The sequence below is a fragment of the Kibdelosporangium persicum genome, from assembly GCF_013280595.1.
Classification (GTDB): domain Bacteria; phylum Actinomycetota; class Actinomycetes; order Mycobacteriales; family Pseudonocardiaceae; genus Kibdelosporangium; species Kibdelosporangium persicum.
In genome coordinates, this window is record NZ_JAAATY010000023.1 from 125,360 (window position 1) to 151,645 (window position 26,286).

At 68.1% G+C, this 26,286-nt stretch carries 27 protein-coding genes; 20 read left to right on the forward strand and 7 right to left on the reverse strand.

From position 1 onward, the window contains the following. Positions 1-13: 13 nt before the first annotated feature. The 4 genes from GC106_RS32810 to GC106_RS32825 form a co-directional block, all read right to left on the reverse strand. Positions 14-1,834 carry a M64 family metallopeptidase gene (locus GC106_RS32810; protein WP_173138627.1) on the reverse strand — a complete coding sequence of 607 codons (1,821 nt, stop codon included), beginning with the start codon at positions 1,832-1,834 and terminating at the stop codon, positions 14-16. A gap of 116 nt (positions 1,835-1,950) precedes the next feature. Beyond that, positions 1,951-4,167 (reverse strand): discoidin domain-containing protein, encoded by a 2,217-nt coding sequence (locus GC106_RS32815; protein WP_173138629.1) that lies wholly within the window; start codon positions 4,165-4,167, stop codon positions 1,951-1,953. Between the two features lie 246 nt (positions 4,168-4,413). Further along, positions 4,414-5,406 carry a LacI family DNA-binding transcriptional regulator gene (locus tag GC106_RS32820; protein WP_173138631.1) on the reverse strand — a complete coding sequence of 331 codons (993 nt, stop codon included), beginning with the start codon at positions 5,404-5,406 and terminating at the stop codon, positions 4,414-4,416. 58 nt (positions 5,407-5,464) lie between these two features. Further along, positions 5,465-6,088: a winged helix-turn-helix transcriptional regulator gene (locus GC106_RS32825; protein WP_173138632.1), complete on the reverse strand. Its 624-nt coding sequence runs from the start codon at positions 6,086-6,088 to the stop codon at positions 5,465-5,467. A 63-nt stretch (positions 6,089-6,151) separates the two neighbouring features. Here GC106_RS32825 and GC106_RS32830 point away from each other — a divergent pair, with 63 nt between their 5' ends. Together GC106_RS32830 and GC106_RS32835 are read left to right on the forward strand one after the other, a co-directional pair. After that, a complete protein-coding gene (locus GC106_RS32830; RefSeq protein WP_312873053.1) occupies positions 6,152-6,646 on the forward strand; it encodes a pyridoxamine 5'-phosphate oxidase family protein in 495 nt (164 codons plus the stop codon). Beyond that, positions 6,646-7,332, forward strand: coding sequence for an alpha/beta hydrolase (locus GC106_RS32835; RefSeq protein ID WP_173138633.1), 687 nt, complete (start codon positions 6,646-6,648; stop codon positions 7,330-7,332). The genes GC106_RS32830 and GC106_RS32835 overlap by 1 nt, the downstream gene beginning before the upstream one ends. Positions 7,333-7,342: 10 nt before the next feature. On the opposite strand, the gene GC106_RS32840 is transcribed toward GC106_RS32835, so the two are convergent. Then, positions 7,343-7,813 (reverse strand): DUF2000 domain-containing protein, encoded by a 471-nt coding sequence (locus tag GC106_RS32840; protein ID WP_312873054.1) that lies wholly within the window; start codon positions 7,811-7,813, stop codon positions 7,343-7,345. 96 nt (positions 7,814-7,909) lie between these two features. Here GC106_RS32840 and GC106_RS32845 point away from each other — a divergent pair, with 96 nt between their 5' ends. The 8 genes from GC106_RS32845 to GC106_RS32880 all read left to right on the forward strand — a co-directional run bounded on the left by GC106_RS32845 (position 7,910) and on the right by GC106_RS32880 (position 16,181). Further along, on the forward strand, positions 7,910-8,371 hold the full coding sequence (locus GC106_RS32845; RefSeq protein WP_173138634.1) for an Lrp/AsnC family transcriptional regulator: 462 nt from the start codon (positions 7,910-7,912) through the stop codon (positions 8,369-8,371). A 226-nt stretch (positions 8,372-8,597) separates the two neighbouring features. Then, complete coding sequence (locus GC106_RS32850) at positions 8,598-9,131, forward strand: DinB family protein (RefSeq protein ID WP_173138635.1); 534 nt, start codon at positions 8,598-8,600, stop codon at positions 9,129-9,131. A 27-nt stretch (positions 9,132-9,158) separates the two neighbouring features. After that, entirely contained in the window at positions 9,159-10,649 is a 1,491-nt protein-coding gene (locus tag GC106_RS32855) for an FAD-dependent oxidoreductase (RefSeq protein WP_173138636.1), read from the forward strand. A gap of 29 nt (positions 10,650-10,678) precedes the next feature. Next, positions 10,679-12,139 carry an aminotransferase class I/II-fold pyridoxal phosphate-dependent enzyme gene (locus tag GC106_RS32860; protein ID WP_173138637.1) on the forward strand — a complete coding sequence of 487 codons (1,461 nt, stop codon included), beginning with the start codon at positions 10,679-10,681 and terminating at the stop codon, positions 12,137-12,139. A gap of 171 nt (positions 12,140-12,310) precedes the next feature. Next, positions 12,311-13,126 carry a hydroxypyruvate isomerase family protein gene (locus GC106_RS32865; protein WP_173138638.1) on the forward strand — a complete coding sequence of 272 codons (816 nt, stop codon included), beginning with the start codon at positions 12,311-12,313 and terminating at the stop codon, positions 13,124-13,126. Between the two features lie 13 nt (positions 13,127-13,139). Beyond that, complete coding sequence (locus tag GC106_RS32870) at positions 13,140-14,018, forward strand: 2-hydroxy-3-oxopropionate reductase (RefSeq protein WP_173138639.1); 879 nt, start codon at positions 13,140-13,142, stop codon at positions 14,016-14,018. A 48-nt stretch (positions 14,019-14,066) separates the two neighbouring features. Continuing rightward, entirely contained in the window at positions 14,067-15,764 is a 1,698-nt protein-coding gene (gcl, locus tag GC106_RS32875) for a glyoxylate carboligase (RefSeq protein ID WP_446684951.1), read from the forward strand. A 69-nt stretch (positions 15,765-15,833) separates the two neighbouring features. Then, positions 15,834-16,181 carry a hypothetical protein gene (locus GC106_RS32880; RefSeq protein ID WP_173138643.1) on the forward strand — a complete coding sequence of 116 codons (348 nt, stop codon included), beginning with the start codon at positions 15,834-15,836 and terminating at the stop codon, positions 16,179-16,181. 330 nt (positions 16,182-16,511) lie between these two features. Here GC106_RS32880 and GC106_RS32885 read toward each other — a convergent pair whose 3' ends face one another. Further along, complete coding sequence (locus tag GC106_RS32885; RefSeq protein WP_173138644.1) at positions 16,512-16,865, reverse strand: YciI family protein; 354 nt, start codon at positions 16,863-16,865, stop codon at positions 16,512-16,514. 80 nt (positions 16,866-16,945) lie between these two features. Next, positions 16,946-17,830 (reverse strand): DMT family transporter, encoded by an 885-nt coding sequence (locus tag GC106_RS32890; RefSeq protein ID WP_173138646.1) that lies wholly within the window; start codon positions 17,828-17,830, stop codon positions 16,946-16,948. A gap of 250 nt (positions 17,831-18,080) precedes the next feature. Between GC106_RS32890 and GC106_RS32895 the strand changes: the two genes are divergently transcribed. Genes GC106_RS32895 through GC106_RS32940 form a run of 10 tightly spaced genes read left to right on the forward strand, consistent with a single transcriptional unit; the run spans position 18,081 to position 26,285 of the window. Continuing rightward, entirely contained in the window at positions 18,081-18,452 is a 372-nt protein-coding gene (locus tag GC106_RS32895) for an NADH-quinone oxidoreductase subunit A (protein WP_173138648.1), read from the forward strand. Then, a complete protein-coding gene (locus GC106_RS32900; RefSeq protein ID WP_312873055.1) occupies positions 18,443-18,961 on the forward strand; it encodes an NADH-quinone oxidoreductase subunit B in 519 nt (172 codons plus the stop codon). The genes GC106_RS32895 and GC106_RS32900 overlap by 10 nt, the downstream gene beginning before the upstream one ends. Continuing rightward, the gene (locus GC106_RS32905; RefSeq protein ID WP_173138650.1) at positions 18,958-19,437 is read left to right on the forward strand and encodes an NADH-quinone oxidoreductase subunit C; all 480 of its coding nucleotides are present in this window, start codon (positions 18,958-18,960) and stop codon (positions 19,435-19,437) included. Before GC106_RS32900 ends, GC106_RS32905 begins: the two co-directional genes overlap by 4 nt. Next, the gene (locus GC106_RS32910) at positions 19,434-20,393 is read left to right on the forward strand and encodes a complex I subunit 1/NuoH family protein (protein ID WP_173138652.1); all 960 of its coding nucleotides are present in this window, start codon (positions 19,434-19,436) and stop codon (positions 20,391-20,393) included. The genes GC106_RS32905 and GC106_RS32910 overlap by 4 nt, the downstream gene beginning before the upstream one ends. Further along, entirely contained in the window at positions 20,390-20,848 is a 459-nt protein-coding gene (locus GC106_RS32915; RefSeq protein ID WP_312873058.1) for a NuoI/complex I 23 kDa subunit family protein, read from the forward strand. Before GC106_RS32910 ends, GC106_RS32915 begins: the two co-directional genes overlap by 4 nt. Beyond that, positions 20,845-21,369: an NADH-quinone oxidoreductase subunit J family protein gene (locus GC106_RS32920; protein ID WP_173138654.1), complete on the forward strand. Its 525-nt coding sequence runs from the start codon at positions 20,845-20,847 to the stop codon at positions 21,367-21,369. The genes GC106_RS32915 and GC106_RS32920 overlap by 4 nt, the downstream gene beginning before the upstream one ends. Beyond that, complete coding sequence (gene nuoK / locus GC106_RS32925) at positions 21,369-21,707, forward strand: NADH-quinone oxidoreductase subunit NuoK (RefSeq protein ID WP_173138656.1); 339 nt, start codon at positions 21,369-21,371, stop codon at positions 21,705-21,707. Before GC106_RS32920 ends, nuoK begins: the two co-directional genes overlap by 1 nt. Then, positions 21,704-23,386: an NADH-quinone oxidoreductase subunit 5 family protein gene (locus tag GC106_RS32930; RefSeq protein WP_173138658.1), complete on the forward strand. Its 1,683-nt coding sequence runs from the start codon at positions 21,704-21,706 to the stop codon at positions 23,384-23,386. The genes nuoK and GC106_RS32930 overlap by 4 nt, the downstream gene beginning before the upstream one ends. Then, positions 23,383-24,861 carry a complex I subunit 4 family protein gene (locus GC106_RS32935; RefSeq protein ID WP_173138660.1) on the forward strand — a complete coding sequence of 493 codons (1,479 nt, stop codon included), beginning with the start codon at positions 23,383-23,385 and terminating at the stop codon, positions 24,859-24,861. The genes GC106_RS32930 and GC106_RS32935 overlap by 4 nt, the downstream gene beginning before the upstream one ends. Then, positions 24,861-26,285, forward strand: a complete 1,425-nt coding sequence (locus tag GC106_RS32940) for an NADH-quinone oxidoreductase subunit N (protein ID WP_173138662.1) — start codon at positions 24,861-24,863, stop codon at positions 26,283-26,285. Before GC106_RS32935 ends, GC106_RS32940 begins: the two co-directional genes overlap by 1 nt. The last annotated feature ends 1 nt before the right edge of the window (position 26,286 follow it).

A 26,286-nucleotide genomic window follows, 5' to 3' on the forward strand; every position in this document is an offset into this window, starting at 1 on the left:
GGGTCTGATCCGATCAGGGCCGTTGTAGGGTTACGATGAACTTGCCGGACTCACCGATGTTCCCGGCCGGGTCGATGGCGCGGTACTCGATGGTGTGCCTGCCGTATCCCGGCGGCACGTCGTCCCAAGGGGACAGTCGTGGCTCGCCGAGCTTGCCGTACACGAGGTTGTCGATGTTCGTTCCCTCCGCGGTGAACAGGAAGGGAGCGTTGGCGTCGGTCGGCCAGCCGAAGTAGTTGTACCAGCCGTCGCCGTTCACCCGGAACTCCATGACGGTCGCGCCCGGGGTGTCGTCGGTGGACGTGAGCTTCATCGTGAACGGTCCGTTGAAGACGTACTCCGGCGGGCGTCCCGGCCGGGTGGCCGAACTGACCGGTGTGGACAGTTCGAACTTCGCGACCGGATCGGTGGCGTCGACCTTCCACGTCAGCGTCCTGCCGGGAATCGACGCCGTCAACGTGTGCGATCCCTTGAGACGCAGGCGCTTCAGCTCGATGTCCCGGTCGTTGCCGGGCGTCGGCACGCGTCGGCCGTCGATCGCCCACGACACCGGGACCGGCCGGCTGGTCTCCACGTACACCACGTCCTCGCCGCCGACGGGCCGATCCGTGGGAGTCGACGAGGTGAAGCCCAAGGGCGTGGTGTCGGGCGGCGTCTTGATCGCCGTGTCCACCGTCCACGTGCGGGTCTTGGTCAGTGCGGCGCGAATCGCCGGATCACGCACGAAAGGCGTCGGATCGGCCACGGTGGCGGTCAGTGTGTGCTTTCCCGGACTGAGCCGCAGATGCCGCAGGTCGATGCTGCGGCTACCGTGTGTGGGCAGCTCGCGGCCGTCGAGTCGCCACGTCACGGTCAGCGGGTGCCCGGCCGGGTGCAGGGTTTCGACCCACACGGCGCGATCGGCGCCGATCGGCGCGGTGTCCGGCGTGCCGCCCTGCAGGATCGAGGTTTTCGCGGAGATCCGCTCGGTCATCCGTTCCCGGCTGACCTGGTCGAAGTAGTAGCCCAGCGACTTCATCATCGAATGCTTGCTCGGCCGCCACACGCCGGTTCCGCTGTACAGACCGCCTTCGTAACGTCCGATCGTACCGCCCGACTCGCTCGGCTCACCCAGCCAGCGCCACCATTTCGCGCGCTCGGACCGCATCTGCTGAGTGGTCAGCAGGGTGTGGTGGATCGAGGACGGTTCGGCGCCGTTGTACTTGTCGCCGCGGGCACCTCGGGAGTAGTAGTCGTATTCGTCGTCAAGGCCGCCGAGGGAATGCCCGAGCTCGTGCGGCGTGATCAACGCGGAGAGCGCGTTCCCGCCTGACGCGGTGGCGTACGTTCCGCCCGCACCGCCATACGTATCACTGTTACCGATCGCGAGAAGCTGACGGTTGCCCGCGTTGGTTCCGGTGACCAGATCGGCGTATCGCGACAATGCCGCGTTGTCGACAGTCAGCAGACGCTGGACGCTCGCGGAGTTGCAACCGCCCCAGAACCCCATGTTCAACGGGGTGTCGCGGCGCGGCGACGTGAGATCGGGGTCGCAGTCCACGCCTGACTCACCGGAGGGCACCTCGACCGAGTACACGTTGAGATAGCTGCGGTACGTCCTGAACGGCTCCAGGGTGAGCAACACGTTCACGTGCCGGTCCACGTGTTGCCGGAACTTCGGCATCTCGGCGGCGGTGTACCCGTCGCCGACGATCACGATGTTGAAGCGTTTCGCGGGGTCGCCGGTGATCCTGACCGGGACGACGGTCGCGGCCTCGGCATTCGCCTCGGCCGGTAACGCCACCACGAACGGGATCAGCACGGCACCCGCCATCACGAGCGCACGTCTCCACATGTGCCCGGACGCTAGGCAGGTCGCGTCGGGCTCGTGCAGAGCCGAAAGTAGCGACTTGCGGGACAGACCCGGCCGGGAACCCGGCCGGGTCCTGCTGTCCACTGTGGATGGCTCGGCTACGGGTAGTTCTGGACGTAGCTGACCTGGTTGGCGGTGTTGGCGACGGCGCCCGTGTCGTTGATGACCCGGTTGATCGTGCCGACGCCGCCGAGCGACACCGCGACCAGGCCGTGGAACCGGACGCCCGGTGTGTTCGGCACTTCGAACCCACGGCTGGCCACCACGCCCGGGTTGGTGTTGAAGAAGCAGTAACTTCCGACACCCCAGGCCTCGTGTGTGGTCACCGAGTCGGCGACCTTGTACGCGGCCCAGCCCTGGGTGCTACCGCCGGGACTGCCCCACACGGCGTTGTTCGGCGGGTCGTAGGGCATTTCGTTCTGGAAGAAGTACGTCCGCCCGCCGTTGCCGTTCCAGATCGTCTGGTATTGCTGGTAGTGCTCGACGAACAGGCCGTACATCGTCACGTCGTTGCCGTTGACGATGAGACCGTTGGCAGCGGTGTTCTGATCCCACCCGATGCCGTCACCGTGGTCGCCGCGCCAGAGCCACAGGTGATCACCGATCACGTTGTTGCTGTTGATCCGCAGGCTCGTCGTGGCCTTGCCGACACCGGGCCCGCCGATGCGGAAGAACACGTCGTGCAGCGAGGTCGGGTTGGCACTGTGGTTGGCGTTCGACCCGGCTGGGCCGACCTCCATCAGCACCGACGAGTTCGCCGGGCCGGCGTCGACCAGCAGTCCGGCGACCTTCACACCGTCCACATCGGCCACGGTGATGGCCGGCAGACCGGTCCGTGGCGACAGGGTCGCCAGCCCGAGGCCGAGGACGACCGTGTCCGGCCGCGTGACCCGGATCGTGTCGGTCAGGTTGTAGACGCCCGGCGTGAACAGCAGGTGCTTGCCCTGCGCCAGCGCCGCGTTGATCGTGGCGACCGGCGAACTGGGCTGCACCACGTAGAACTGGCTCAGCGAGATGGACTGTCCCGCCGGGTTGCCGCTGCCCCACGAGGTGCCGCGGGTGTTCTGCCGCAACGCCGGGACGAACACGTTGTAGTTGCCGGCGGCGTCGAAGTAGAGGAACGGCTTCTCCCGGATGACCGGGGTCGAGCCGACGACCGTGTGCGACGGGTTCGGGAAGTTCTGAGGCGGCGACCCGTTCGCGCCCACGAACACCATGTTCCACACCGACCCGGACCAGCCGCCGTTGAGATCCGAGTTACGGGTCAGGAACTGTTGCTGCGAGCCGGATTCCACCAGCCCGTCGATCCGTGAGTCGGCGAACAGGCCGCCGCTGGCCCAGCCGATGTAGCCATCCCACAGCTGGACCTGGCCACGCAGGTGCATGCGCCGGTACGGTGCCGCCTGCGCGACCGCCCACCGTTCGATCTGACCGGCGGGAATCGTGACGGAGAGGTTCTCCGCGGAACGCCAGAAGTTCTGCGTGGCGTTGCCCTTGTAGTTCGGGTCCTCGCCCTGCTGCAGCCAGTCGGCCTCGACCCGGACGTGCCCGTTGATGGTGACCTGGCCGGGCAGCAGGCCGAGCCCGGCGACCTGGGTGTAGAACCGCAGGTTGACGTCCGCGTTGTAGGTGCCCGGTTTGAACAGTACGGCGTAACGTTGCGATCCGAACTGGTTGGTGTGCATCTGCGAGGAGATGGCGTTGAGCCTGCTCTGGATCTCGCTCTGCGGGGTGGACGGGCTGTAGACGAACGTGTTGGGCCCGAAGTCCGGGTTGCGCGGGTCGGTCGGCGGCACCGTGGGATCGGTCGAACCGCCGTCGACGTTGACCGTCAGCTCCCACAACGAATGCCCCCACGCCGTCGCCCGTGCTGTGCCGTTGATCCGCACGTAGCGGCCGGTCCCGACGACGTCGATCGTCTGGCTGCCACCGGTGCTCGTCGTCGTGGAGTAGACGGTGGTCCACGACGATTCGTCCTGGGAGATCTGGATCTGGAACGCGCTGGAGTACGCGGCTTCCCAGGTCAGCCCGACCCGGCAGACAGCCTGGGCGGACCCGAGGTCGACCTGGATCCACTGCGGGTCACTGAACTGGCTGGACCAACGGGTGCCGGTGTTGCCGTCGACCGCGGCACTGGCAGGCGTCCCGGCGTTCTCGGTGCTGGAGGCTTTCGCCGGCCGGTTCTCCGCGGCGTTCGCGGTCCCGCACGCGGCCGAGGCCGGAGTGGCGGTGGTGATCAGGGCGAACGTACTGAGCAGGGTGACAGTCGCCGCCGCTAACGCGGTCCAGCGCCGCCGGGTGATCAAGAGCTTCATGCGCCTGCCTCTCATCGTTGGGGACAGGGACGTCTTCGCGCAGGGTCAGCAGGGTTGATCGATACAGAGAGCGCTCTCCCGTAACCGGTTCCGGAACCGGTTACGGGAATGTTTGGAGTTAACAACGCGAGAATCAACGCGTCAAGAGTCGTGGCCGGAAGTCCGTCCGCTGACGGTGTTACCCCGGGGCGGTGCGGGGCGGCGGGCGGTGCCGGAACGTGTGGTTCGGCGTGGCGGCGATACTGGTCACGCGGATTCGCGGACCACCAGGGAAGTCGGGATGATCCGCGGCTTGTCCGGCAGGGTCTCGCCTTCCAGCCGGGACAGCAGCATCCTCGCGGCCGCTTCGCCCATCTCCCGGGAGGGCTGGCGGACGGTGGTCAGCGCGGGCTGGGTGTGCGAGGCGATGGGGATGTCGTCGAAGCCGATCACCGCGACGTCGTCCGGCACGCGACGGCCCGCGGCGCGCAGTGCGTCCAGGACCCCGACGGCCATCAGGTCGTTCTGGGCGAAGACGCCGTCCACCGCGGCACCGGAGTCCAGAATGGACAGGAACGCCTCCTTGCCGCCTTCCCTGGTGAAGTCGCCTTCGGCCTGAAGGGCCGGTTCGAACCGGGCGCCCGCCGAGTCCACAGTGGCCAGGAACCCGTCGGTACGGTCCCGCGTGCAGCCGAACTGACCCGGGCCGGTCACGACCGCGAGCCGCTTCCGTCCCGAGGACAACAGGTGTGCGGCGGCGGAGGCGGCGCCCTCGTAGTTGCTCGTTGCCACTGAAGGGAACTCGGGGTGGTGACCGCGGTCGTCGATCATCACCATCGGGAAGCCGGACTCGTGCAGACTGCTGATGTAGCTCAGGGTGTCCGGTGGCTCGACCAGTAACAGGCCGTCGAAAGCGTTGGCGGACACGTGCCTGGCGAACTGGGCCAGCGATTCCGCGCCGCGGTTGACGGTGTTGAGCAGCAGGCCGTAGCCCCTGGCTTCCAGGACATCGGCGACGCCTTGCAGCACGTCGCCCATCCACGGCCAGGTCAGGCCGGGCACGAGCATGCCCACGGTCTGGGTGCGGCCCTTGGCGAGCCCGACCGCACGGGCGCTGGGCGTGTACCCGGTCGCCGCGATCACCTCGCGGACCCGGATGGCGGTCGCGGCGTCGACATCGCCCTTGTTGTTGAGCACCCGCGAGACGGTCGCCTTGCTCACACGCGCCCGGCGGGCGACTTCAGCGATGGTGACGCGCACGTGATCAGAATAGCCATTTCCGCAGCCAGGGCCATGTTGTCCCGGATATCGGCAGCTGTCAGGCGATCACCGCCGGACGGGGGAAGAGGCGAAGCAACCGCACGGCCGACTTCTTGTCGCCTGAGACGACCTCGTCGGTGACGGGACGACCGCCGAAGATGATGTCGCGCAACGTGTCTGCGTCGGTCTCGATCACGGCGTCAGGCTGCTCGACACGCCCCGGCGTGATGTCGATGTGGCCGCCGGACACGACCGCTCCGAAAGTCTCGCCGGAGACGCGTAGCTCGAAACGTCCGGCCATCCCGCCGGAGTAGGTGGTCAGCATCGCGACCATCAGCGCGGCGACGCTGAGGTGCGCGGTGGACGCGGTCGGAGCATGGCTGCCCCATTTGGCCAGCTCGATGATCACCGGACGCAGCTCGTAGCCGCGTTCGGTGAGTTCGTAGGCCCAGGTGCTCGCGGGCGGGCCGAGTTTGCGGCGGGTCAGAATGCCGGACCTCTCCAGTTCCCTGAGCCGGTGGGAGAGCACGTTCTGGCTGGCCGTGGGCAGGCCGGCGCGCAGGTCGGTGAAGCGTTTCGGGCCGAACAGCAGTTCGCGGACCACCAGCAACGCCCACCGTTCGCCGATCAGGTCCAGTGCGCGGGCGATCCCGCAGGGGTCGTCGTAGTGGCGATCCGCCATGGATACTCCTAATCTAGGACTAGCTAGTGCTAGTGTAGGACAAAACTGGAGGAGGGAACAGTCGTGACACTTCCGCAAGGGCATCTGGACCTGCTGAAAACCGATGTGGCCCAGCGTCTGCTCGGGTCCACTGAGCTGGCCCGGCTGGCGTACGTGGCCAAGGACGGCACACCGAGGGTCTTCCCGATGATGTTCCACTGGAACGGCACCGAGATCGTGTTCGGCACCTTCGCGGGCGCCGCGAAGATCAAGGCGTTGCGCGCGAAGCCGGACGTCGCGATCACCATCGACACGCCGTCGACGCCGCCGGAGGTGCTGCTGCTCCGCGGTCGCGCCGAAGTGACCGATGTGGACGGCGTGGTGCCGGAGTACGCCTTGGCGCACAAGCGTTACGCCGGTGAGGAACAGGGTGCGAAGAACGTGGCCGAAGTGGACAGGCCAGGCCTGCGGATGGCGCGGATCGCGGTGAAACCGGCCTGGGTGGGCGTGCTGGACTTCGTCACCAGGATGTCGGGTGGTTTGACACCCGAGGAGTTCGCGAACCGGGGGCAGGGCTGATGAGCACGTACGTCCTGATCCCCGGCGCGGGCGGCCAGGCGAAGTACTGGCAGTTCGTCGAACCGGAGCTGCGCGAGCGCGGGCACGACGTGGTGGCGGTGGATCTTCCCGCCGGCGACGACAGCGCGGGTTTCGAGGAGTACGCCGACGCGATCGACACAGCCATCGGGGACCGGGAGAACCTGATCCTGGTGGCTTCGTCGTTGGGGGCGTTCAGCGCGCCGCTGGTCTGTCAGCGGCGGAAGGCCGATCTGCTGGTCCTGGTCGCGGCGATGACGCCGCGGCCCGGCGAGCCGGCGGGGGAGTGGTGGACGGCGACCGGTCAGGACAAGGCCGAACGGGCCGTCAAGCAAGCACTCGGCCAGCCTGCCGACGGCCCGTTCGACCCGGTTTTCTCGTTCCTGCACGACGTTCCGCTCGAAGTGGCCGTGCAGATCATGGCCGAGGGCGAGATCGTGCAGTCCGGCACACCGTTCGCCAGGCCGTGGCCGCTGACGGCGTGGCCCGACGTGCCAACCAAGTTCTTGCTCGCCCGGGACGACCGGTTCTTCCCCGCGGAGTTCCAGCGCCGCGTCGTGCGGGAACGGCTGGGCTTCACGCCGGACGAGATGCCCGGCGGTCACCTCGTCGCACTGTCCCGGCCGATCGACCTTGTCGAACGCCTTGAGGCCTATCGGCTCCAGTAGGCCCGTCCGCTCACGGCAACAGTTCCAAGCCCTTCACCAGCTTGCTGACCCGGTTGCGCGGGCCGACGATGCCGATCGCGCACGCGGCGAGGTCGGCGGGCTTCGTCTCGGCCAGCGCCGCCATGTACTCGCGGTAGACGCGCGTGGTCTGTGCGATCGTCGGCATGTCGGTGACCAGAACACCTTCGCTGGCAACGGCTTTCTCACGGATCTCGGCCAACTGCCCTGCCGTGGCGCGCAGGATCGTGCAGCCCGCCCAGGGCAGTCCCGGGTGGACGTGTCCGGCGGCGTCCGGTGCTTCGGGGCCGATCATGCCGGTCACGGAATGCCCGGTGGACGCGGCGATACACGCGACCGCGTTGACCATGCGGCCGGCCGGGACGGCTTCGTCGACGATCACCACCCACTTCAGCCGTGCCGTCCTGGTCGACTCATCCAGTTGGATCTCGTCGGGTGCGAAACCATATGCGCCGATGGACACGTGTACCTCTCACTCATGCGGGATTTGCGTCAAACGTTAATCGCCTCGATGGAAGGCGTACAGTGATGGCGAACTTAATTCGGCAGGAAGGTGACCGTGGTGCAACTCGACGAACTTGATACGGCGATCCTGCGGGAGCTGCAGCGGGACGCTCGGCGGACCAACCGCGACATCGCGTCCGCGGTGGGGGTCGCGCCCTCGACGGCGCTGGAACGGACGCGCGGCCTGCGGGAGCGTGGCGTGATCCGTGGCGCGGTGCTCGACGTGAACCTGGCGGCGATCGGACGTGCGGTGCAGGCGCTCATCGCGATCCGGATCCGGCCACCGTCACGCCGCAACATCGAGGCGTTCCGCAACTGGATCACCTCGTTGCCCGAGACCATCGGCGTTTTTGTGGTGTCCGGCAGCGAGGACTTCCTGGTGCACGTGGCCGTGCGGGACAACCAGGACCTGTACGCGTTCGTGATCGACAAGCTCACGGCCCGCGCCGAAGTCGCGGACGTCCGCACGAGCGTGGTCTACGAACACTTGCACAGCACGAGGATCGAACCGAGATAGGCGTCACGAAGTGCCGTAGGCGGCAAGGAAAACGCGGACACCTTCGTCGGCGAGGCCCGCCCTGATCAAGTTCTTCGAGGAATGAACCGCGGTCTCCGGCAGCGCCGGATCGGCAAGGCGGTCGAGTCGCTGAAGTCCGGAAAATAGGCCGTCATTGCGGACGGAAACTGACCGCTATGCCTTCTAGAGTTGTCCTCATCAGGGCAAACGAGGAAGGCGGAAGACGATGAGCAGCACGTACACCGAGCCGAAAACCACTGGGCCGAAGAGCACCATGACGGGCGAGCGGGCGGACTTCCTGCAGATGCTGGCCAAGCACCGCGGGTTCCTGAAGTTCACGGTCCGGGACCTGACCGACGAGCAGGCGAACAAGCGGACCACGGTGAGCGAGCTGACCCTCGGCGGGCTGATCAAGCACGTCGCGGTGACCGAGCGGGCGTGGGTGAACTTCATCCTCGAGGGCGCACCCGGCATGTTCTCGGAGGCTGTGGACTGGGAGGCGCAGTTCTCGATGCGGGCGGGCGAGACGCTGGCCGGGCTGCTTGAGCAGTACGAGGCGATCGCGCGCCGGACCGACGAGCTGGTCACGACGATCGACCTGGACGAATCGCACGCGCTGCCCGAGGCGCCCTGGTTCGAGCCGGGAGCGGCCTGGTCCAACCGCCGCGTGCTGATGCACATCATCGCCGAGACCTCCCAGCACGCCGGCCACGCCGACATCATCCGCGAGTCGCTGGACGGCTCGAAGACGATGGGTTGACCGGCCCGGACTGGGTACTCGAATGCCGTGACCACCACCACGGCAGCCCAGTCCCTCTGGCTCAAGGCCCTGCCGGCCGACGGCTATCCGCCGCTGCAGGCCGACGAGACGTTCGATGTCGCCGTGATCGGCGGCGGCATCACCGGAATGACCACCGCCTTGCTGCTCAAACAGGCCGGCCTGCGAGTCGCCGTACTCGAGGCCGGCCGGGTCGGCTCAGGCGTCAGCGGCAACAACACCGCGAAGGTCACCGCGCTACAGTCCACTGTGTACTCCACGATCACCCGGAAGCACGGCGAGTACGCCGCCCGGGACTACGCGGCGGCAAGCCTCGCCGGTGTCACGAAAGTGGGAGAGCTCGGCGCGGACATCGACTGCGATCTGCGGCGCCGCCCGGCGTACACCTACGCGCTGGCACCGGGCGAGGCCGAGTCGGTGGAGCAGGAGGCGCGGGCCGCTGCCAAAGCCGGACTGCCGATCACTTCGGACCCGATGGACGTGCCGTTCCCGGTGTACGCCACGATCAAGCTCGCCGAGCAGATCGTCTTCCACCCGACGAAGTACGTCCTGGGCCTGGCGGCCAAGGTCGCCGGCGACGGCTGCCAGATCTACGAGCACAGCCGGGTGATGCAAGTGGAGGAAGGGCAGCAGTGTCGCGTTAGGACAGGTGGTGGCACGGTCACCGCGGACCGTGTGGTCGTGGCCACGCACTACCCGATCCTCGACCGTGGACTGTTCTTCGCCCGCCTGGAGCCGACTCGGGCCTACTGCGTGGCCGCGAAGCTCCGCTCCGGATCACCGCCGGAGTCGTTGGCCATCAACCCGGGTACGCCGACCCGCTCGCTGAGCTCGTCGGGCGATCTGCTCATCGTGGCAGGGGAAAGCCATCCCGCCGGCCAGGCGGGCGTCGGGCCCGAGCGGTACGAGGAACTGGCGAACTTCGCCCGTGAGTACTGGGACGTCGAGGAGATCACCCACCGGTGGTCGGCGCAGGACCCCACCGCGTACGACAACCTGCCGATGATTGGCACGTACACACCGCGGTCCGGCCGTGTCTTCGTGGCGACCGCGTTCATGAAGTGGGGACTGTCCACTTCGACCTTCGCGGCGATGATCCTCGCCGATCTGATCGCCGGCCGGGAGAACCCGTGGGCCGAGCGGTTCAGCCCGCACCGGATGACCTTGAGCGGCACGCCGACGCTGGCCAAGCTGAACGCCAAGGTCGCGGTCGACCTGGTCGGCGACCGGCTGACACCGGCCGACGCCAACGATGTGGCGGAGATCCCCGAAGGACAGGCCCGGGTGGTACGCGACGGTCTGGGCAAGAAGGGCGTCTACCGCGATCCGGACGGTCACCTGCACGGGGTTTCGTTGCGGTGTACCCATTTGGGCTGTCTTGTCCGGTTCAACGCCGCCGAGATCAGCTGGGACTGCCCGTGTCACGGCTCTCGGTTCGATGTGGACGGCAATGTCCTCGAAGGACCGGCGACAAAGCCGTTGCCCGAGCGGGAAGTTTGAGATCACCCGGCCCGGGTGACCCAGTGGGCATGGACCACAGTCGGGCTCCGGTGCTTGAAGCGCTGCGGCGCTACCATGAGCGTGCGTTCGTGCCCTTCAACGCGCCAGGTCACAAGCAGGGGAGGGGAATCGACCCGCGAGTGCTCGATGTCGTAGGCAAGGACGTCTTCCGGTCCGACGTGCTGACGCCGAACGGTCTGGACACCCGGCGCGTCACCAACAGCGTGCTGCAGGACGCGCAGGACCTGATGGCCGACGCCGTCGGCGCGGACAAGGCGTTCTTCTCCACGTGCGGCAGTTCGTTGTCGGTGAAGAGCGCGATGCTGTCGGTCGCCGGACCCGGAGAGAAGATCCTCGTCGTGCGGCACGCGCACAAGTCCGTGATCGCCGGTCTGATCATCAGCGGCGTCGACCCGGTGTGGGTGCATCCCCGGTGGGACACCGAGCGGCACCTGTCGCACCCGCCGGGCCCGGAGGACGTGCGAGCCGCGTTCCAGGCCGAGCCTGAGGCCAAGGGCATGCTGATGGTCACGCCGACGGACTACGGCACGTGTGGGGACATCACCGCGATCGCGGAGGTCTGCCATGAGTTCGACCGGCCGTTGATCGTCGACGAGGCATGGGGCGCGCACCTGCCGTTCCACTCGGACCTGCCGCCGTGGGCGATGTACTGCGGCGCGGACCTGTGCGTCACGAGCGTGCACAAGATGGGCGCGGCCGTCGAACAGAGTTCGGTTTTCCACCTGCAGGGCGACCGTGTGGACCCGAACGTGCTGAAGATGCGGGAGGACCTGCTCGGCACGACCAGTGCGTCCGCGCTCGTCTACCTCGGCCTGGACGGCTGGCGCAGGCAGATGGTCGAGCACGGCAAGGAACTGCTCGGCGCCGCTCTGTCCCTTGTGCACTCGGTGCGCGCCGACACCGACCAGATCGCGGGCCTGCACGTCGTCGGCGACGAGATCGTCGGGCCGGAGCTCGCGTCGTCGCTCGACCCGCTGAAGGTGATCGTCGACGTGTTGGCGTTGGGGATCAACGGCTACCAGGCCGCCGACTGGCTGCGGGAGGAGCGGCGTGTCACCGTCGGGCTCTCGGACCACCGCCGGATCGTCGCGCAGTTCACCCACGCCGACGACCAGGAGACCGCGTCCGCCTTCCTGCGGGCGATGCAGGACCTGGCCGGGTCCGCGGAGTCCCTGCCTGCGCCGCCGCGGGTCGATCTGCCGTCGCCCGGCGAGTTGGAGCTTCGTACCGAGGTTCTGCCGCGAGACGCCTTCTTCGGCGAGACCGAGCAGGTCCCTGTGGCGAAGGCGGTGGGCCGGATCGCGGCGGAGATGATCACGCCGTACCCGCCGGGCGCGCCCGCCGTGCTGCCCGGCGAGGTGATCAACAAGGCCCTCCTGGACTACCTCCGGTCCGGCTTGGCCGCCGGGATGTACATCCCCGACGCGATCGACAGCGAGCTCAAGTCAGTACGCGTGCTCGTCCGCTGACTTTCCCAGTTCCCCCAGCTCAGCCCTCGTGAGTGGTTATCAGGGTTAGAACCCCGATAACCACTCACGAGGGCTTTTGGGTGCCTGCGTGGTTGACGGGGTCCGCGGCGCGGAAGTACCGTTTCGTTAGATGGAAGAGTGATTCCACAGAGCGGAATTTAAGGAGTGACGGTGGACCATCGGTTCCGGTATGACGTGAACCTGTCGATCTTGTTCACCGAACTGGCCATCACCAGCCGGGCGGCCGCGGCCAAGGCGGCGGGGTTCAGCGCGGTCGAGTTCTGGTGGCCGTTCAGCCGGGCGGTGCCGGACGACTCCGAGGTGGACGCTTTCGTCCGCTCGGTGCGCGAGGAGGGCGTCCGCCTGGTCGGCCTGAACTTCTACGCCGGTGACATGCCCGGCGGTGAGCGCGGAGTGCTGTCCGATCCCGCGCGCGGCACGGAGTTCCGGGAGAACATCGAGGTCGCCGTCGAGATCGCCGACCAGCTCGGCTGCCGCGCGTTCAACGCGTTGTACGGCAACAGGATCGACGGTGTCCCGGCGGGGCGGCAGGACGAGGTGGCGCGGGAGAACCTGGCGATCGCGGCCAAGGCGGCGAGCCGGATCGGCGCGACCATCCTGGTCGAGCCACTGAGCGGCGCGCCCGCGTACCCCCTCAAGACCGCGGCCGAGGCGCTTGCTGTGATCCAGCGAGTACGCAAGGAAGGCGGCGTCGACAACATCGCCCTGCTCGCCGACCTGTACCACCTGGCGGTGAACGGCGACGACCCGGCACGGGTCATCGACGACTACAGCCCGCACTTCGGCCACGTGCAGATCGCCGACGCCCCCGGCCGCAACGAACCCGGCACGGGCGGTCTCGACTTCGCCGACCTCTTCGAACGGCTCGCGGAGAACGGCTACGGCGGCTACATCGGCTTGGAGTACAAGCCAAGCGGTGCCAGCGCCGACAGCTTCGACTGGCTTGCCCGCGACTTGCGGGCGTGACACCGGAGGAATCATGACGACGGTGGGATTCATCGGCCTGGGCATCATGGGCGGCCCGATGGCCGCACACCTGGTCGGCGCGGGACATGAGGTTATCGGCTTCGACGTGGTGCCGGAATCACTGGCCACCCTCGCCGAAGCGGGCGGCAAGGCGGCGGCGAACGTGGCGGAGGCGGTTTCCAGCGCCGACGTCGTGATCACGATGCTGCCCGACCACCCGCACGTCGAGTCGGTGGTACTCGGCGACGACGGCGTGCTGCGGAACGCCAAGGACGGCACGCTGCTGATCGACATGAGCACGATCCGCCCGGAAAGCTCACTGGCGATCGCGCAAGCCGCCAAGGCCAAGGGAATTCGTGTGCTGGACGCGCCGGTGTCCGGCGGCGAGGCGGGCGCGAAGAACGCCGCACTGTCCATCATGGCCGGTGGCGACGCGGCGGATTTCGCGGCCGCGAAGCCGTTGTTCGACGTGCTCGGCAAGACGGTCGTCCACGTGGGACCGCACGGCGCCGGTCAGGTGGTCAAGGCCGCCAACCAGCTCGTTGTCGGCGGCACGTACGCCCTTGTCGCCGAGGCGATCGTGCTGCTCGAAGCGTCCGGTGTGGACGCGAAGACCGGTCTGGACGTGCTCGCAGGCGGCCTCGCGGCCAGCCGGATCCTGGACCTCAAGCGGGAGACCATGGTGGCCCGCCAGTTCCAGCCGGGCTTCCGGATCGACCTGCACCACAAGGACATGGGCATCGCAGTGGCCGCCGCACGGCAGGCCGACGTGTCGCTGCCGGTCACCGGCCTCGTCGCGCAGCTGGTCGCGGCTGCACGGGCGATGGGGCATGGCTCACTCGACCACTCGGCGCTGCTCAAGGTCACCGAGCAGCTGTCCAGCCGAGGTTGATCGGCACTGAGGCTAGGAAGGACAGCCACCATGCCCCAAGTCCCCGCGATGCAAGCGGTCGTCGAGATCCTGAAGTCCGAGGGTGTCGACACCGCGTTCGGCTGCCCCGGCGCCGCGATCCTCCCGCTGTACAAGGCCCTTGAGGTGGTCGGCGGGATCGAGCACCTGATCGTCCGGCACGAGGAGGGCGCGACCCACATGGCCGACGGCTGGGCGCGCACCAACGGCAAGGTCGGTGTCGCGATCGGCACGTCCGGCCCGGCGGGCACCAACATGATCACCGGCCTGTACACCGCGCTGGCCGACTCGATCCCGATCATCTGCGTCACCGGCCAGGCGGTGTCGTCCAAACTGCACCAGGAGGCCTTCCAGGCGGTCGACATCGTCGAGATCGCCAAGCCGGTCACCAAGTGGGCGGTGCAGGTCAAGGAGGCCGCGCAGGCGCCGTGGATCTTCCGGGAGGCCTTCCGCGTCGCGCAGTCCGGCCGTCCCGGCCCGGTCCTGATCGACCTGCCGCTGGACGTGCAGAAGCAACGGATCGAATGGGACAGCGGCATCGACGCGCCGCTGCCGATCAATCCCGTCGTGCCGCACCCGCCCCGCGTCGAGCGGGCGCTGGACATGCTGCTGGCGGCGGAGAAGCCGCTGCTGCTCGCCGGCGGTGGCGTGATCCTCGGTGAGGCGCACGAGGAACTGCGTGAGCTGGCCGAGTACCTGCAGATCCCGGTGCAGGCCACGCTGATGGGCAAGGGCGCGCTGGACGAGGACCATCCGCTGTACGCCGGGATGACCGGAATCCAGACGTCCCAGCGGTATGGCAACGCGTCGTTCCTGGAGTCCGATCTCGTGCTGGCGGTTGGTGCGCGGTTCGGTGACCGGCACACCGGCGACCTGGAGACCTACCGCGGCGCACGCCAGTTCATCCACGTGGACATCGAGCCGACCCAGATCGGCAAGGTGTTCGCGCCGGACCTGGGCATCGTGTCGGACGCCAGGCAGTTCCTGCGGGCCATCCTGGATCTGGCCAAGGCACGCGGCGCGGGCCGCCCGGCGGGGGCGTGGGTCGCCCGGACCCAGCAGCTGAAGGCGACGCTGACCCGGCGCGAGGACTTCGACACCGTGCCGGTCAAGGCACCGCGGGTGTTCAAGGAGATCAACGAGTTCTACGGCCCGGACACGTACTTCGTGACCGCGATCGGGCTGTACCAGATCTGGTCGGGCCAGCACCAGCTGGCGCACAAGCCACGGCACTACCAGGTCTGCGGCCAGGCCGGTCCGCTCGGCTGGGAGATCCCCGCCGCGATCGGCGTGAAGAAGGCGTTGAAGCACACCGATCCGGACGCCGAGGTGGTCGGCATCGTCGGCGACTACTCGTTCCAGTTCCTGGTCGAGGAGCTCGCGGTGGCCGCGCAGTACGACGTCCCGTTCGTGCTGATCATGCTGAACAACGAGTACCTCGGCCTGATCAGGATGGCCGAGGACCACGGCGGCTACGAGATGAACTACGAGGTCGACATCCACTACGACACGGTCGGCACGGACAACATCAAGATCATGGAGGCGTACGGCTGTTCCGGCAGGCGCGTCACGCAGCCCGGTGAGATCTCGGACGCGCTGGCGTGGGCCCGCAAGCAGGCGGAGGCCACCAGCAGGCCGGTGCTCGTGGAGATCATGATCGAGCGCGAGGCCAACACCGCGAACGGTGTGTCGATCGCGAACGTCCGCGAGTACGAACCCCTGCCGTAAGCGGCCTTCGGTGGCTGCCACGGTCGTATCCGGGGCAGCCACCCCGCGGGTCACCTACGATTCGTCGGTATGAGCCTGATAGCCGACGCGACAAAGAAGTCCGGGCTGATCTGGATCACCCGGCCTGACACCGCCCGCGCCATGCCGGCATGGCACCACTGGCACGACGACGCGGCGTACGTCCTGGTGGACCTGTCCGATGTGGACCGCGTTTCGGTGATCACCCGGGACAAGGCGACCGGCGCCCGCTCCGTCACGTGGGACGCGACCGTGACCCGGGTGTCGCCGGGCACCGCCGAGTGGGACGCGGTCGTACCGGAGATCCACGCCGCGCGCCTCAACTCCCCGCCGCCCGACGACTCCACCCCACTGTTCCGCCTGAGCCCCACCGCCGTGTCCACCATTCCGGCACCCTGAAACCCCCACTCCGGCACCCCGAAACCCCCGTTCCGGCACCCTGAAACCCCCGTTCCGGCACCCTGAAACCCCCGTTCCGGCACCCCGAAACCCCCGTTCCGGCACCCTGAAACCCCTGTTCCGGCACCCCGAAACCCCCGTTCCGGCACCCCCAGTTCGCACCGCCGGGCGTCGTGGGAATTTCGCGGTGCCGGAGTGGTGGACTCACGGTGCTGGAACGGTGGACACGGGGTGCCGGAGTGGCGGACTCGGGGTGCTGGAACGGTGGACACGGGGAGGGAGAAGCCCGCTGGTCCCGGGCGGGATCAGCGGGCGTGCTTCACGTGCTGGTCAGGCGAAGTCCTCTTCCTCGAAGACCTGGCGGACCTCGACCTCACCCTCCTGGAACGGGATGCGGCGGGCCCACTCCACGGCCTCCTCGCGGGACGACACCTGGATGACCCAGTAGCCGGCGATCAGCTCCTTGGCCTCGGCGAAGGGGCCGTCGACCACCTTGGTGGCACTGCCCGGGCCGTACTGCACCTTGAAGCCCTTGGAGCTGGGGTGCAGGCCGTCACCGGCGAGCATCACGCCTGCCTTCACGAGCTCGTCGTTGTACTTGCCCATCTCTTCGAGCTCCTGCTGCGTCGGCATGGCGCCGGCCTCGGTCTCCGGGTTGGCCTTCACGATCATCATGAACCGCATGTCGTCCTCCTGGTCGTTCTGGTCTGACACAGACGCGTCGAACGACGGCCCGGCGGATCGACACGCGGCCGGAAATTTTTTCAGACGGAGACGAGTTCCCTGGTCGGAGGCGCTGAAGGGGCCGCGGGAGCGTGGTGGTGCGGGTGCAGACGGGTCAGCACGACGACGCCCGCGATGGTGACCGCGCACGCGGCGAGCACGCCGACGTTGGCCAGGATCGAGGCGGGTAGCTGCTCGTTGAGCACGATCACGCCGATCAGCGAGCCGGTGATCGGGTCGGCGACCAGCAGCGTCGCGTAGCTCAGCGCGAACCGGCCGGTGCGGTACGCGTTCTGCTGGAACAGCAGGCCGAGCGCGCAGAACACGACGGCGAGCCCGATGACCCAGAAGACCGACGCGGACATGTCGTTGATGGCCGTGCTGCCGCCGACGCGGGTCAGGGCCGCGAAGACGCCGTAGGCCACGCCGGAGCCGATCGCCAGGAAGAGCGCGTTGACGGCGCCCGTGCTGCGGCGAGCCATGAACGCGGTGCCGAGGATGATGGCGAGCGTCGTGCCGCACAGGACGGCCGCTGAGCCGCCGTCGAGGGTCGGCCGGGCGGATTCGTGCGGCAACAGCAGGAGCAGGCTCACGAGGCCCGCGCTCACCGCGAACGTGCCGAACATTTCCCCGGCGCGCACGCGCCTGCGGTCGATGGCCGCGGCGATCAGCACGGCGATCGGCAGGCCGCTCATGCCGAGCGGCTGGACGATGGTCAGCGGGCCGTTGGACAGCGCGATGATGTGCATGATCGCGCCGCACAGGGTGGTGGCCGAACCGAGCAGCCATTTCGGCCTGCGGACCAACTGGCCCACCAGGCGCAGAAACCCGAGGCTGTCGCAGTGCATCGCCGCGTTCTGCTGCAAGGCAGCACCCAGGGCGACGAGCGGGGCTCCGGCTACGGCCGCCACGAGCCAGAACGTCACCGCGCGGAGCTCCGGAGCGTGACGGCGCGTGAGGCCTCAACTAGTGATCGGTTCGAGATCGAATCGAAATGCACTTGCGCACCCTAATGGGTGACCCCTAAGGGCTGTGTGAGGTGGTCCCCCTATCGCCCCCTACCAGGGGGTTAAGCCGATGCCGCGCCGGCGTGTCCGGCCTGCGGCCTTCCGGTGGACGAAACGGTGCGAGAGCCACCATGATGTGATCTAACACACAGTGTCGCGGAGGTGACCCGTGCACGGCTACTTCGGAGCATACGGACTGGTCGCGTTGCTCCTGGTAGTCGGTGCTGTGTTCGTGACGGTGGCGCTCACCGCCAACCGCCTCCTGCGACCCGCCAGGCCGACGCCCCAGAAGCTGCTGACCTACGAGTGCGGTGTCGATCCGGTCGGCGGCGGCTGGGCGCAGTCGTACGTGCGTTACTACGTCTTCACGTTCCTCTACGTGGTCTTCGCCGTGGACGCCGTCTTCCTGTTCCCGTGGGCCACGGTCTTCGCGGCGCCCGGCTTCGGGGTGGCGACCCTCGTCGAGATGTTCGTGTTCCTCGGTTTCCTGGCCGTCGGAATCCTGTACGCCTGGCGCAAGGGGGTCCTGTCGTGGGCGTGACCGATCTGGGCATGATCAACCAGGTCCCCAAGCCGATGCGGTTCGTCCTCAACTGGGGACGCCGCTACTCGCTCTGGGTGTTCAACTTCGGCCTGGCCTGCTGCGCGATCGAGTTCATCGCGACCTCGATGAGCAGGCACGACTTCATCCGGCTCGGGGTGATCCCGTTCGCGCCGAGCCCGCGGCAGGCCGATCTGATGGTGGTGTCGGGCACGGTCACCGACAAGATGGCGCCCGCGGTCCAGCGGCTGTACGAACAGATGCCCGAACCCAAGTACGTGATCTCGTTCGGTGCCTGCTCGAACTGCGGCGGCCCCTACTGGGATTCCTACTGCGTCACCAAAGGCGTCGACCAGCTCATCCCGGTGGACGTCTACGTGCCCGGCTGCCCGCCCCGGCCGGAGGCGCTGCTGCACGGCATCATGAAGCTCCAGGCCAAGATCGGTGACGAGCAGTGGGCCGAGCGCGGATCACCCCAATACCCGGCGATCGAGCGGGTGGACCGATGACCCAGGACGTGGCCCCGGGCGAATGGATTGCCGCGCTGATCGCGGCGCGGGACACCCAGCAGTGCGACTTCTTCGACTTCCTCACCGCGGTGGACGAGCTGGACGAAGGCATCCGGGTCGTCGCGCACGTCTACTCGACGAAGACCAGGCAGCACGCGCTGATCCGGACCTTGTTGCCGCCCGGAGCGCTCACCCTGCCGACGGCGACGACCGTCTACCGAGGCGCGAACTGGCACGAACGGGAGACCCACGAGATGTTCGGCGTCCACTTCGAAGGGCACCCGAACCTGGTCCCGTTGCTGCTGCCGGACGGGTTCGAAGGCAACCCGCTGCGCAAGGACTTCGTGCTCGCCAGCCGGGTCGCCAAGCAATGGCCGGGTGAGGTGGATCCCGGTCAGTCGATGACCGACCTGAAGAAACCGAAGCGGCGCCGCAACCTGCCGCCCGGTGTGCCCGAGAACTGGGCACAGCCATGACCCTGCTGGAGATCGCGGCGCGGCTGGCCTTGGTGGTCGCGGCCTTCCTGCTGCTGCCGCTGCTGGTCGGCCAGCTCGAGCACAAGGCCATGGCGCACATGCAGGCCCGGCTGGGGCCGATGTACGCGGGCGGTTTCCACGGCTGGGCGCAGCTGATCGCCGACGGCGTGAAGTTCGCCCAGAAGGAACACGTCGTGCCGGCCGAAGCCGACCGCAAGGTGTTCTCCCTCGCGCCTGCCGTGGCGTTGCTGCCGTATCTCGTGGTCCTCGTGGTCGTGCCGGTCGGCCCTGGCCTGGTCGCGGTCGACCTGGACATCGGCTTGTTCTTCGTGCTCGCGGTGATGAGCGTGAGCGTGCTGGGCTCGGTGATGGCGGGCTGGTCGAGCGGCAACAAGTACGCCCTGCTCGGCGGACTGCGCAGTGCTGCCCAACTGATGGCGTACGAACTGCCGTTGGTGCTCGCGGCGTCGTCGGTCGCGATGGCGGCGGGCACGCTGTCGTTGTCCGGCATCGTCGAGACCTGGTCACCGTGGTGGCTCGTGTGGCAGGCACCGGCCGCGGTGATCTTCTTCGTCGCCGGGCTGGCCGAGCTGCACCGGCCACCGTTCGACATGCCGGTCGCTGACTCGGAGATCGTGCTCGGGCCGTACACCGAGTACACCGGGCTGCGCTTCGCGCTGTTCCTGCTCGCCGAGTACGCCGGGATCGTCGTGCTCTGCGCGTTGACCACGGTGCTGTTCCTGGGCGGCTGGCGCGGGCCGTTCGCCGACGAGGAACTCGGCCCGGTGTGGTTCCTGATCAAACTGTTCGTCCTGGCGTTCGTGGTGATCTGGCTGCGCGTCAGCAATCCGCGGCTGCGTGCCGACCAGCTGCAGAAGCTGGCGTGGCAGGTGCTCGTGCCGCTGAGCCTCGCTCAGCTCGCCCTGACCGGTGTGGTGAAGGTGGTGATGATGTGAAGGGCCTGCTCAAAGGCCTCGCGGTCACGCTGCGGACGATGACCCGCCGGTCGGTCACCCGGCAGTACCCCGAGGTCCAGCCCGACCTGCCGCCGCGCAGCCGGGGCGTGATCGGGCTGCTGGCGGAGAACTGCACGTCCTGCATGCTGTGCGCGCGGGAGTGCCCGGACTGGTGCATCTACATCGAGTCGCACAAGGAGACGTTGCCCGCCGCGGTCGAAGGCGGCCGGGAACGCAGCCGCAACGTGCTCGACCGGTTCGCGATCGACTTCTCACTCTGCATGTACTGCGGGATCTGCATCGAGGCGTGCCCGTTCGACGCGCTGTTCTGGTCGCCCGAGTTCGAGTACGCCGAACACCGGATCGGTTCGCTGACACACGAGATGGATCTGCTGGGGGAGTGGATGAAGACCGTCCCGCCCCCGCCCGAGATCGACCCGGGGAAGCCCGGATGACCGCCGCCGAGATCGTTTTCGTGCTGCTGGGCGTGGTCGCCTTGGCGGCCGCGGTGCTGGTGGTGACGACCAGGCAGCTCGTCCGGGCGGCGCTGTACCTGGTGCTGAGCTTCGGCGCGATCGCCGCCTGTTTCCTGGTCCTGACGGCGGAACTGGTCGCGTGGGTGCAGGTGCTCATCTACGTCGGCGCGGTCGTCGTCCTGCTGCTGTTCGGGATCATGCTGACCCGCGCGCCGATCGGGCCCACGTCCGATCTGGACAGTCGCAACCGGCCGGCCGCGATCGTCGTCGCCGTGGCCACGGCCGGGGTGCTGGTGACCGTGCTGGTCAGGGGTTTCGGCGACGCCTACGTCGACCTGGGCGAACCGTCGACCGGATCGGCGAGCGGGATCGGCGCGAACATCTTCCGGTACTGGGTGCTGCCGTTCGAGATCCTCTCGGTGCTGTTGCTGGCCGCGTTGGTCGGCGCGATCGTGTTGTCCCGCACGGACATCGGCCCGCCGAAGGACGGTGACGGCTGATGCACGTGCTGTACCCGGCCGTGCTGTCGGCGCTGCTGTTCTCGATCGGGATCTACGGCGTGCTGGCCCGGCGCAACGCCATCCTGGTGCTGATGTCGGTCGAGCTGATGCTCAACGCCGTCAACCTCAACCTGGTCGCCTTCGACGTCTGGCTGGCCGACCGGCTGGGCTCCGGCCAGATCCTCACCCTGTTCGTGATCGTCATCGCGGCCGCCGAAGTCGGCATCGGCCTCGCGATCGTCCTGCAGGTGTTCCGCAACCGCGCCACGATCTCGGTCGATTCCCTCACCGAGCTCGCCGAGACCGCCGAGACCGATTCCGCCGGAGACAGGCGATGACCGCGCCGCTCGTCATTCTGGGCACCGCGATCAGCGCCGTGTGCGCGGTCGTCCTGGCGTTGCTCGAACCGTTCGAGACGTACGCGGTGCTGACGCCGACCGGGACCATCCCGATCACGATGGGTCTGCGCGTGGACGAGTTGTCCTCGACGGTGGCCGTGATGGTCACCCTGGTCGCGCTGGCCATCCAGATCTACTCGGTCGGCTACATGAGGCACGATGTGCGGTATCCGGCCTTCGCCATCCTGGTCGCACTGTTCACTCTCGCGATGCTCACCGTGGTGCTGTCGGCGGACCTGCTGGTGCTGTACGTCGGCTGGGAGATCATGGGCGTCTGCTCGTACTTCCTGATCGGGCACCACTGGGAGAAACCGTCCGCGTCCGCCGCGGCGGTCAAGTCGTTCCTGATGACGCGGTTCGGTGACGTCGGCTTCCTGTTCGGCATCTTCGTGCTGGGCGGCGCGGCCGGGTCGTTCCGGATCACCGACGTGATCGCCGCGGTGCCGGCGATGTCCCCGGGCACCTTGCTGACCGGATCACTGCTGTTGCTGGCCGGGATCATCGGCAAGTCGGCGCAGTTCCCACTGCACAGCTGGCTGCCGGACGCCATGGCAGGTCCTGCGCCGGTCAGTGCGCTGATCCACGCGGCGACGATGGTCGCGGCCGGGGCGTACGTCGTCGCGTTGCTGTACCCGGTCTTCCTGGCGGCGCCGCTCAGCCTGGACGTCCTCGCGGTGATCGCGGTCGTCTCGATGATCGGTTCGGCGTTGGCCGCGCTGGTCACCGACGATCTCAAACGGGTCCTGGCGTACTCCACGATCAGCCAGCTCAGCGTGATGTTCGCGGCCCTGGCGGTCGGCGGCCGGACGCAGGCGATCGCGCATCTGCTGTCGCACGCGGCCTTCAAGGCCCTGCTTTTCCTCTGCGCCGGCGCGGTGATCATCGCGGTCGGCAGCAACCTGATGGCGGACATGGGCGGTCTGAGACGCGGGATGCCGCTGTCGTTCCTGACCATGACCGTGGGCTTCGCCGCACTGGCGGGGATTCCTCCGACCGCCGGGTTCTTCAGCAAGGACGCGGTGGTGGCGGCGGCCGAACACGCCCCGCACTGGTTCGTGTTCGGCGGTCTGCTGCTGACAGTGGGGCTGACGGCCGCGTACACGACCCGGGCCTGGCTGCGGACCTTCTTCGGATCAGGCCCGGACGCGGGCGAAGCCTCGAAGATCATGACCATCCCGTTGACACTGCTGGCTTCGGCGGCGTTGCTGCTCGGGTTCGTCGGCCTGCGGTTCGAGGAGCTCCGGCCCGAGGTGCTGAGCGCGGTCCTGTCGTTGGTACTCGCCGCTCTGGGTGCGCTTGCCGTGTTTATGATCTGGCGGCGTGATCCGGCCAGAGATCCGGCCGACGCACTCGGCCGTGCGCGCAGGGTCTTCGGTTCCGCGTTCGGCACGGACGACCTGTACGAGCGCACGGTGGCGCGAGGCGTCGTGCGAGTCGCCAACGAGGTCGTCCGCGTGGACGATTCCGTTGTGGCCAGGTCGGTTCGAGGCACCGGGCGAGGCGCGCGGGCTCTCGGCGGGCTGCTGAGGCTGACGCAGAACGGCAACCCGCAGTTCTACGTCACCGCCTTGCTGGCCGGCGTCGTGGTGATCGCGGTGGGGGTGGTGGTCCTGCAATGAGCGTGCTGCCGGTCCTGCTGCTCGCCGTGCCGCTGATCGGTTGCCTTGCTGTGCTGGGCATGCGGCGGGCCGCGGTTCTGGTCGGTGTGCTGACCACCGGGATCACCTTCGCCATCGCGGTGGCCATCGCGTTCGCGGTCGACTACACCCGGCCGGGCACGCACCTGGTCACGGACGCACCGTGGATTCCACCGTTGGGGATTCGGTTCCACCTTGGAGTGGACGGCGTTTCGGTACCGCTGGTCGTGCTCACGGCACTGTTGTGCTTCCTGAGCATGATCTACGTGGCCCGCCGGGAAGGCACACCGGAACGGCCGCATTCGTTCGTGTCCTTGGTGTTGCTGACCGAAGTCGGCATGCTCGGCACGTTCACCGCACTGGACCTGTTGCTGTTCTTCGTGTTCTTCGAAGTCGTCCTGGTGCCGATGTACGCGCTGATCGCCGGGTGGGGCGGCGCGGGCCGTGGACCGGCGGCCCGTCAGTTCATCCTGTACACCCTGCTCGGCTCCGGTGTGCTGCTGGTCGGCCTGCTCGTGATCTACGGCCACACGTCCACTCTGGACATGGTGGAGCTGGCCGGCCGGGACGGCGCCGGGATGAGCCGTGCCGTGCAGGTGATCGCGTTCGTCCTGGTGGCGGGCGGGCTCGCGGTGAAGGTGCCGATGTGGCCGTTGCACACCTGGCTTCCCGACGCGCACAGCGAGGCGCCCACGGTCGGTTCCGTGCTGCTGGCCGGAGTCCTGCTCAAGATGGGGACGTACGGCCTGGTCCGGATCGCGGTCCCGGTGTTGCCGGAAGGTGCCCTGGCGGTGGCGCCGTTCCTCGGCGCCTTCGGCGTCATCGGGATCGTGTACGCGGCGCTGGCGTGCCTCGCGCAGCGCGACCTCAAACGGCTGATCGCGTTCTCCAGCGTCGGCCACATGGGTTTTGTCCTGCTCGGGATCGCCACGCTGACCCCGGCCGGGATGAACGCCGCGCTGTTCGCCAACATCGCCCACGGTCTGATCACCGGCCTGTTGTTCTTCCTGGCCGGCGGGATGGCCGAGCGGTTCGGCAGCACCGACATGGACCGGATCGGCGGCGGCACGCTCGCCGTCACGCCCCGGCTGAGCGTCCTGCTGATCATCGCGGCGGTGGCCAGTTTCGGCCTGCCCGGCCTGGCCGGGTTCTGGGGCGAGATGCTCGCCATGCTCGCCGCCTTCGACCCCGCCGCCGGCCTCAACCGGCCGCTGTACCTGGTCTTCATGGTGGTCGCCGGGCTGGGTGCCCTGCTGACCGCGGCCTATTTCCTGGTGATGCTGCGCAGAGTGGTCCAGGGGACGTCACCGCGGCGGCAGGGGGTTCTCGACGTCACGCCGGTCGAGTACCTGGCGTGGGCGCCGCTGGTGGTGCTGGTGTTCGTGGTGGGGCTCTGGCCGGGGCTGGTGCTCGTGCCGACCGTCGACGCCGTCCGGTTCTACCTGGGAGGCCTGTGATGGTCCAGACGGTCGACTACCTGGCCATCGGGCCGCCGCTGATCCTGGCCCTGTCCGCGCTGGCCGCGCTGTTCCTGCGGCACGCGGCCTTCGTGGGCCTGGTACTGGCCGGCGCGGGCGAGGTGGTCCTGCTGACCGGTGGTCCACGCCGGACGTTCTGTGTGGACACTTCGTGTTCGTTCGTGGTGGACGACTTCACCCTGCTGCTCCAGACGGTCATGCTGATCGCGGGCCTCGTGGTGCTGTTGATGGCCCAGGGGGAGATCCGTGACACCCGCCTGCCCGCGGGGGAGTTCCACTTCCTGATCCTGGCGGCGCTCTCCGGTGCCATGACGCTCGCCGCCGGCCGCGACCTGGTGACTTTGGTGGTGTCACTGGAAGTCGTGTCGCTCCCAGTGTTCGCCTTGGTGGCCTTGCGGCGGTACGACGGCCGGTCGTCCGAAGCGGGCGTGAAGATGTTCCTGGTGTCGGTGGTGTCGACCGCCGTGATGCTGTTCGGCATCAGCCTGGTCTACGGTGCCACGGGATCGCTTTTCCTCGACCGCATCGGCGCCGTGCTGGCCACACCGTCCCCTTTGGAGTCCGTCGCGGGCGTCGGTGTGGTCCTCGTCCTGGCCGGCTTCGGGTTCAAGGTGTCCGCGGTGCCGTTCCACTTCTGGGCACCCGACACCTACCAGGGCTCGCCGGTCGCCGTGGCCGGGTTCCTCTCGGTGATCTCCAAGGCCGCCGGGTTCGCCGGGCTGGTGCTGGTGCTGGTCATCGCCTTCGAGCCGTTCGCCCGGGTCTGGGGCCCGTTGGTCGCCGTGCTCGCCGCGGTCTCCATGACGGCCGGGAATCTCGTGGCGTTGCGCCAGCGGACAGCCATCCGGTTGCTCGCGTGGTCGTCGATCGCCCAGGCCGGGTACATGCTCGCGCCTCTCGGCGCGGCCGGGGGCGGTGCACCGCTCGACGACCTGGCCGCGGCCACGATCGGCTACGTCGCCATCTACGCGCTGATGAACATCGGTGTGTTCGCGACGATCTCGGTCGTCGGATGGATCGGCCGGTACGGCGGGGGAGAGCTGGACGACTACCGGGGACTCGCCCGCACCCATCCGCTGGTGGCCGTCGCCCTGGCGTTCTTCCTGGCGTGCCTGGCCGGGCTGCCGCCGGGACTCGCGGGCCTGTTCGCCAAGATCGTGGTGTTCCAGGGCACCATCCTCGGCGGGTACGGCTGGCTCGCCGTGATCATGGCCGGGAACACCGTGATCGGCCTTTTCTACTACCTGGCCTGGGCGACCCGTCTCTTCGCGCCGCTGCCGGACGGTGTCCGCTTCGGCCGGATCGCCCGGCCGGTCGGCGTCGCCATCGGCATCGCCGCGGTGGGCACGGCGGTCATGTCCGTCGTGCCGCAACTCGTGCTGGGCATCTCGACCGGAGGCTGAC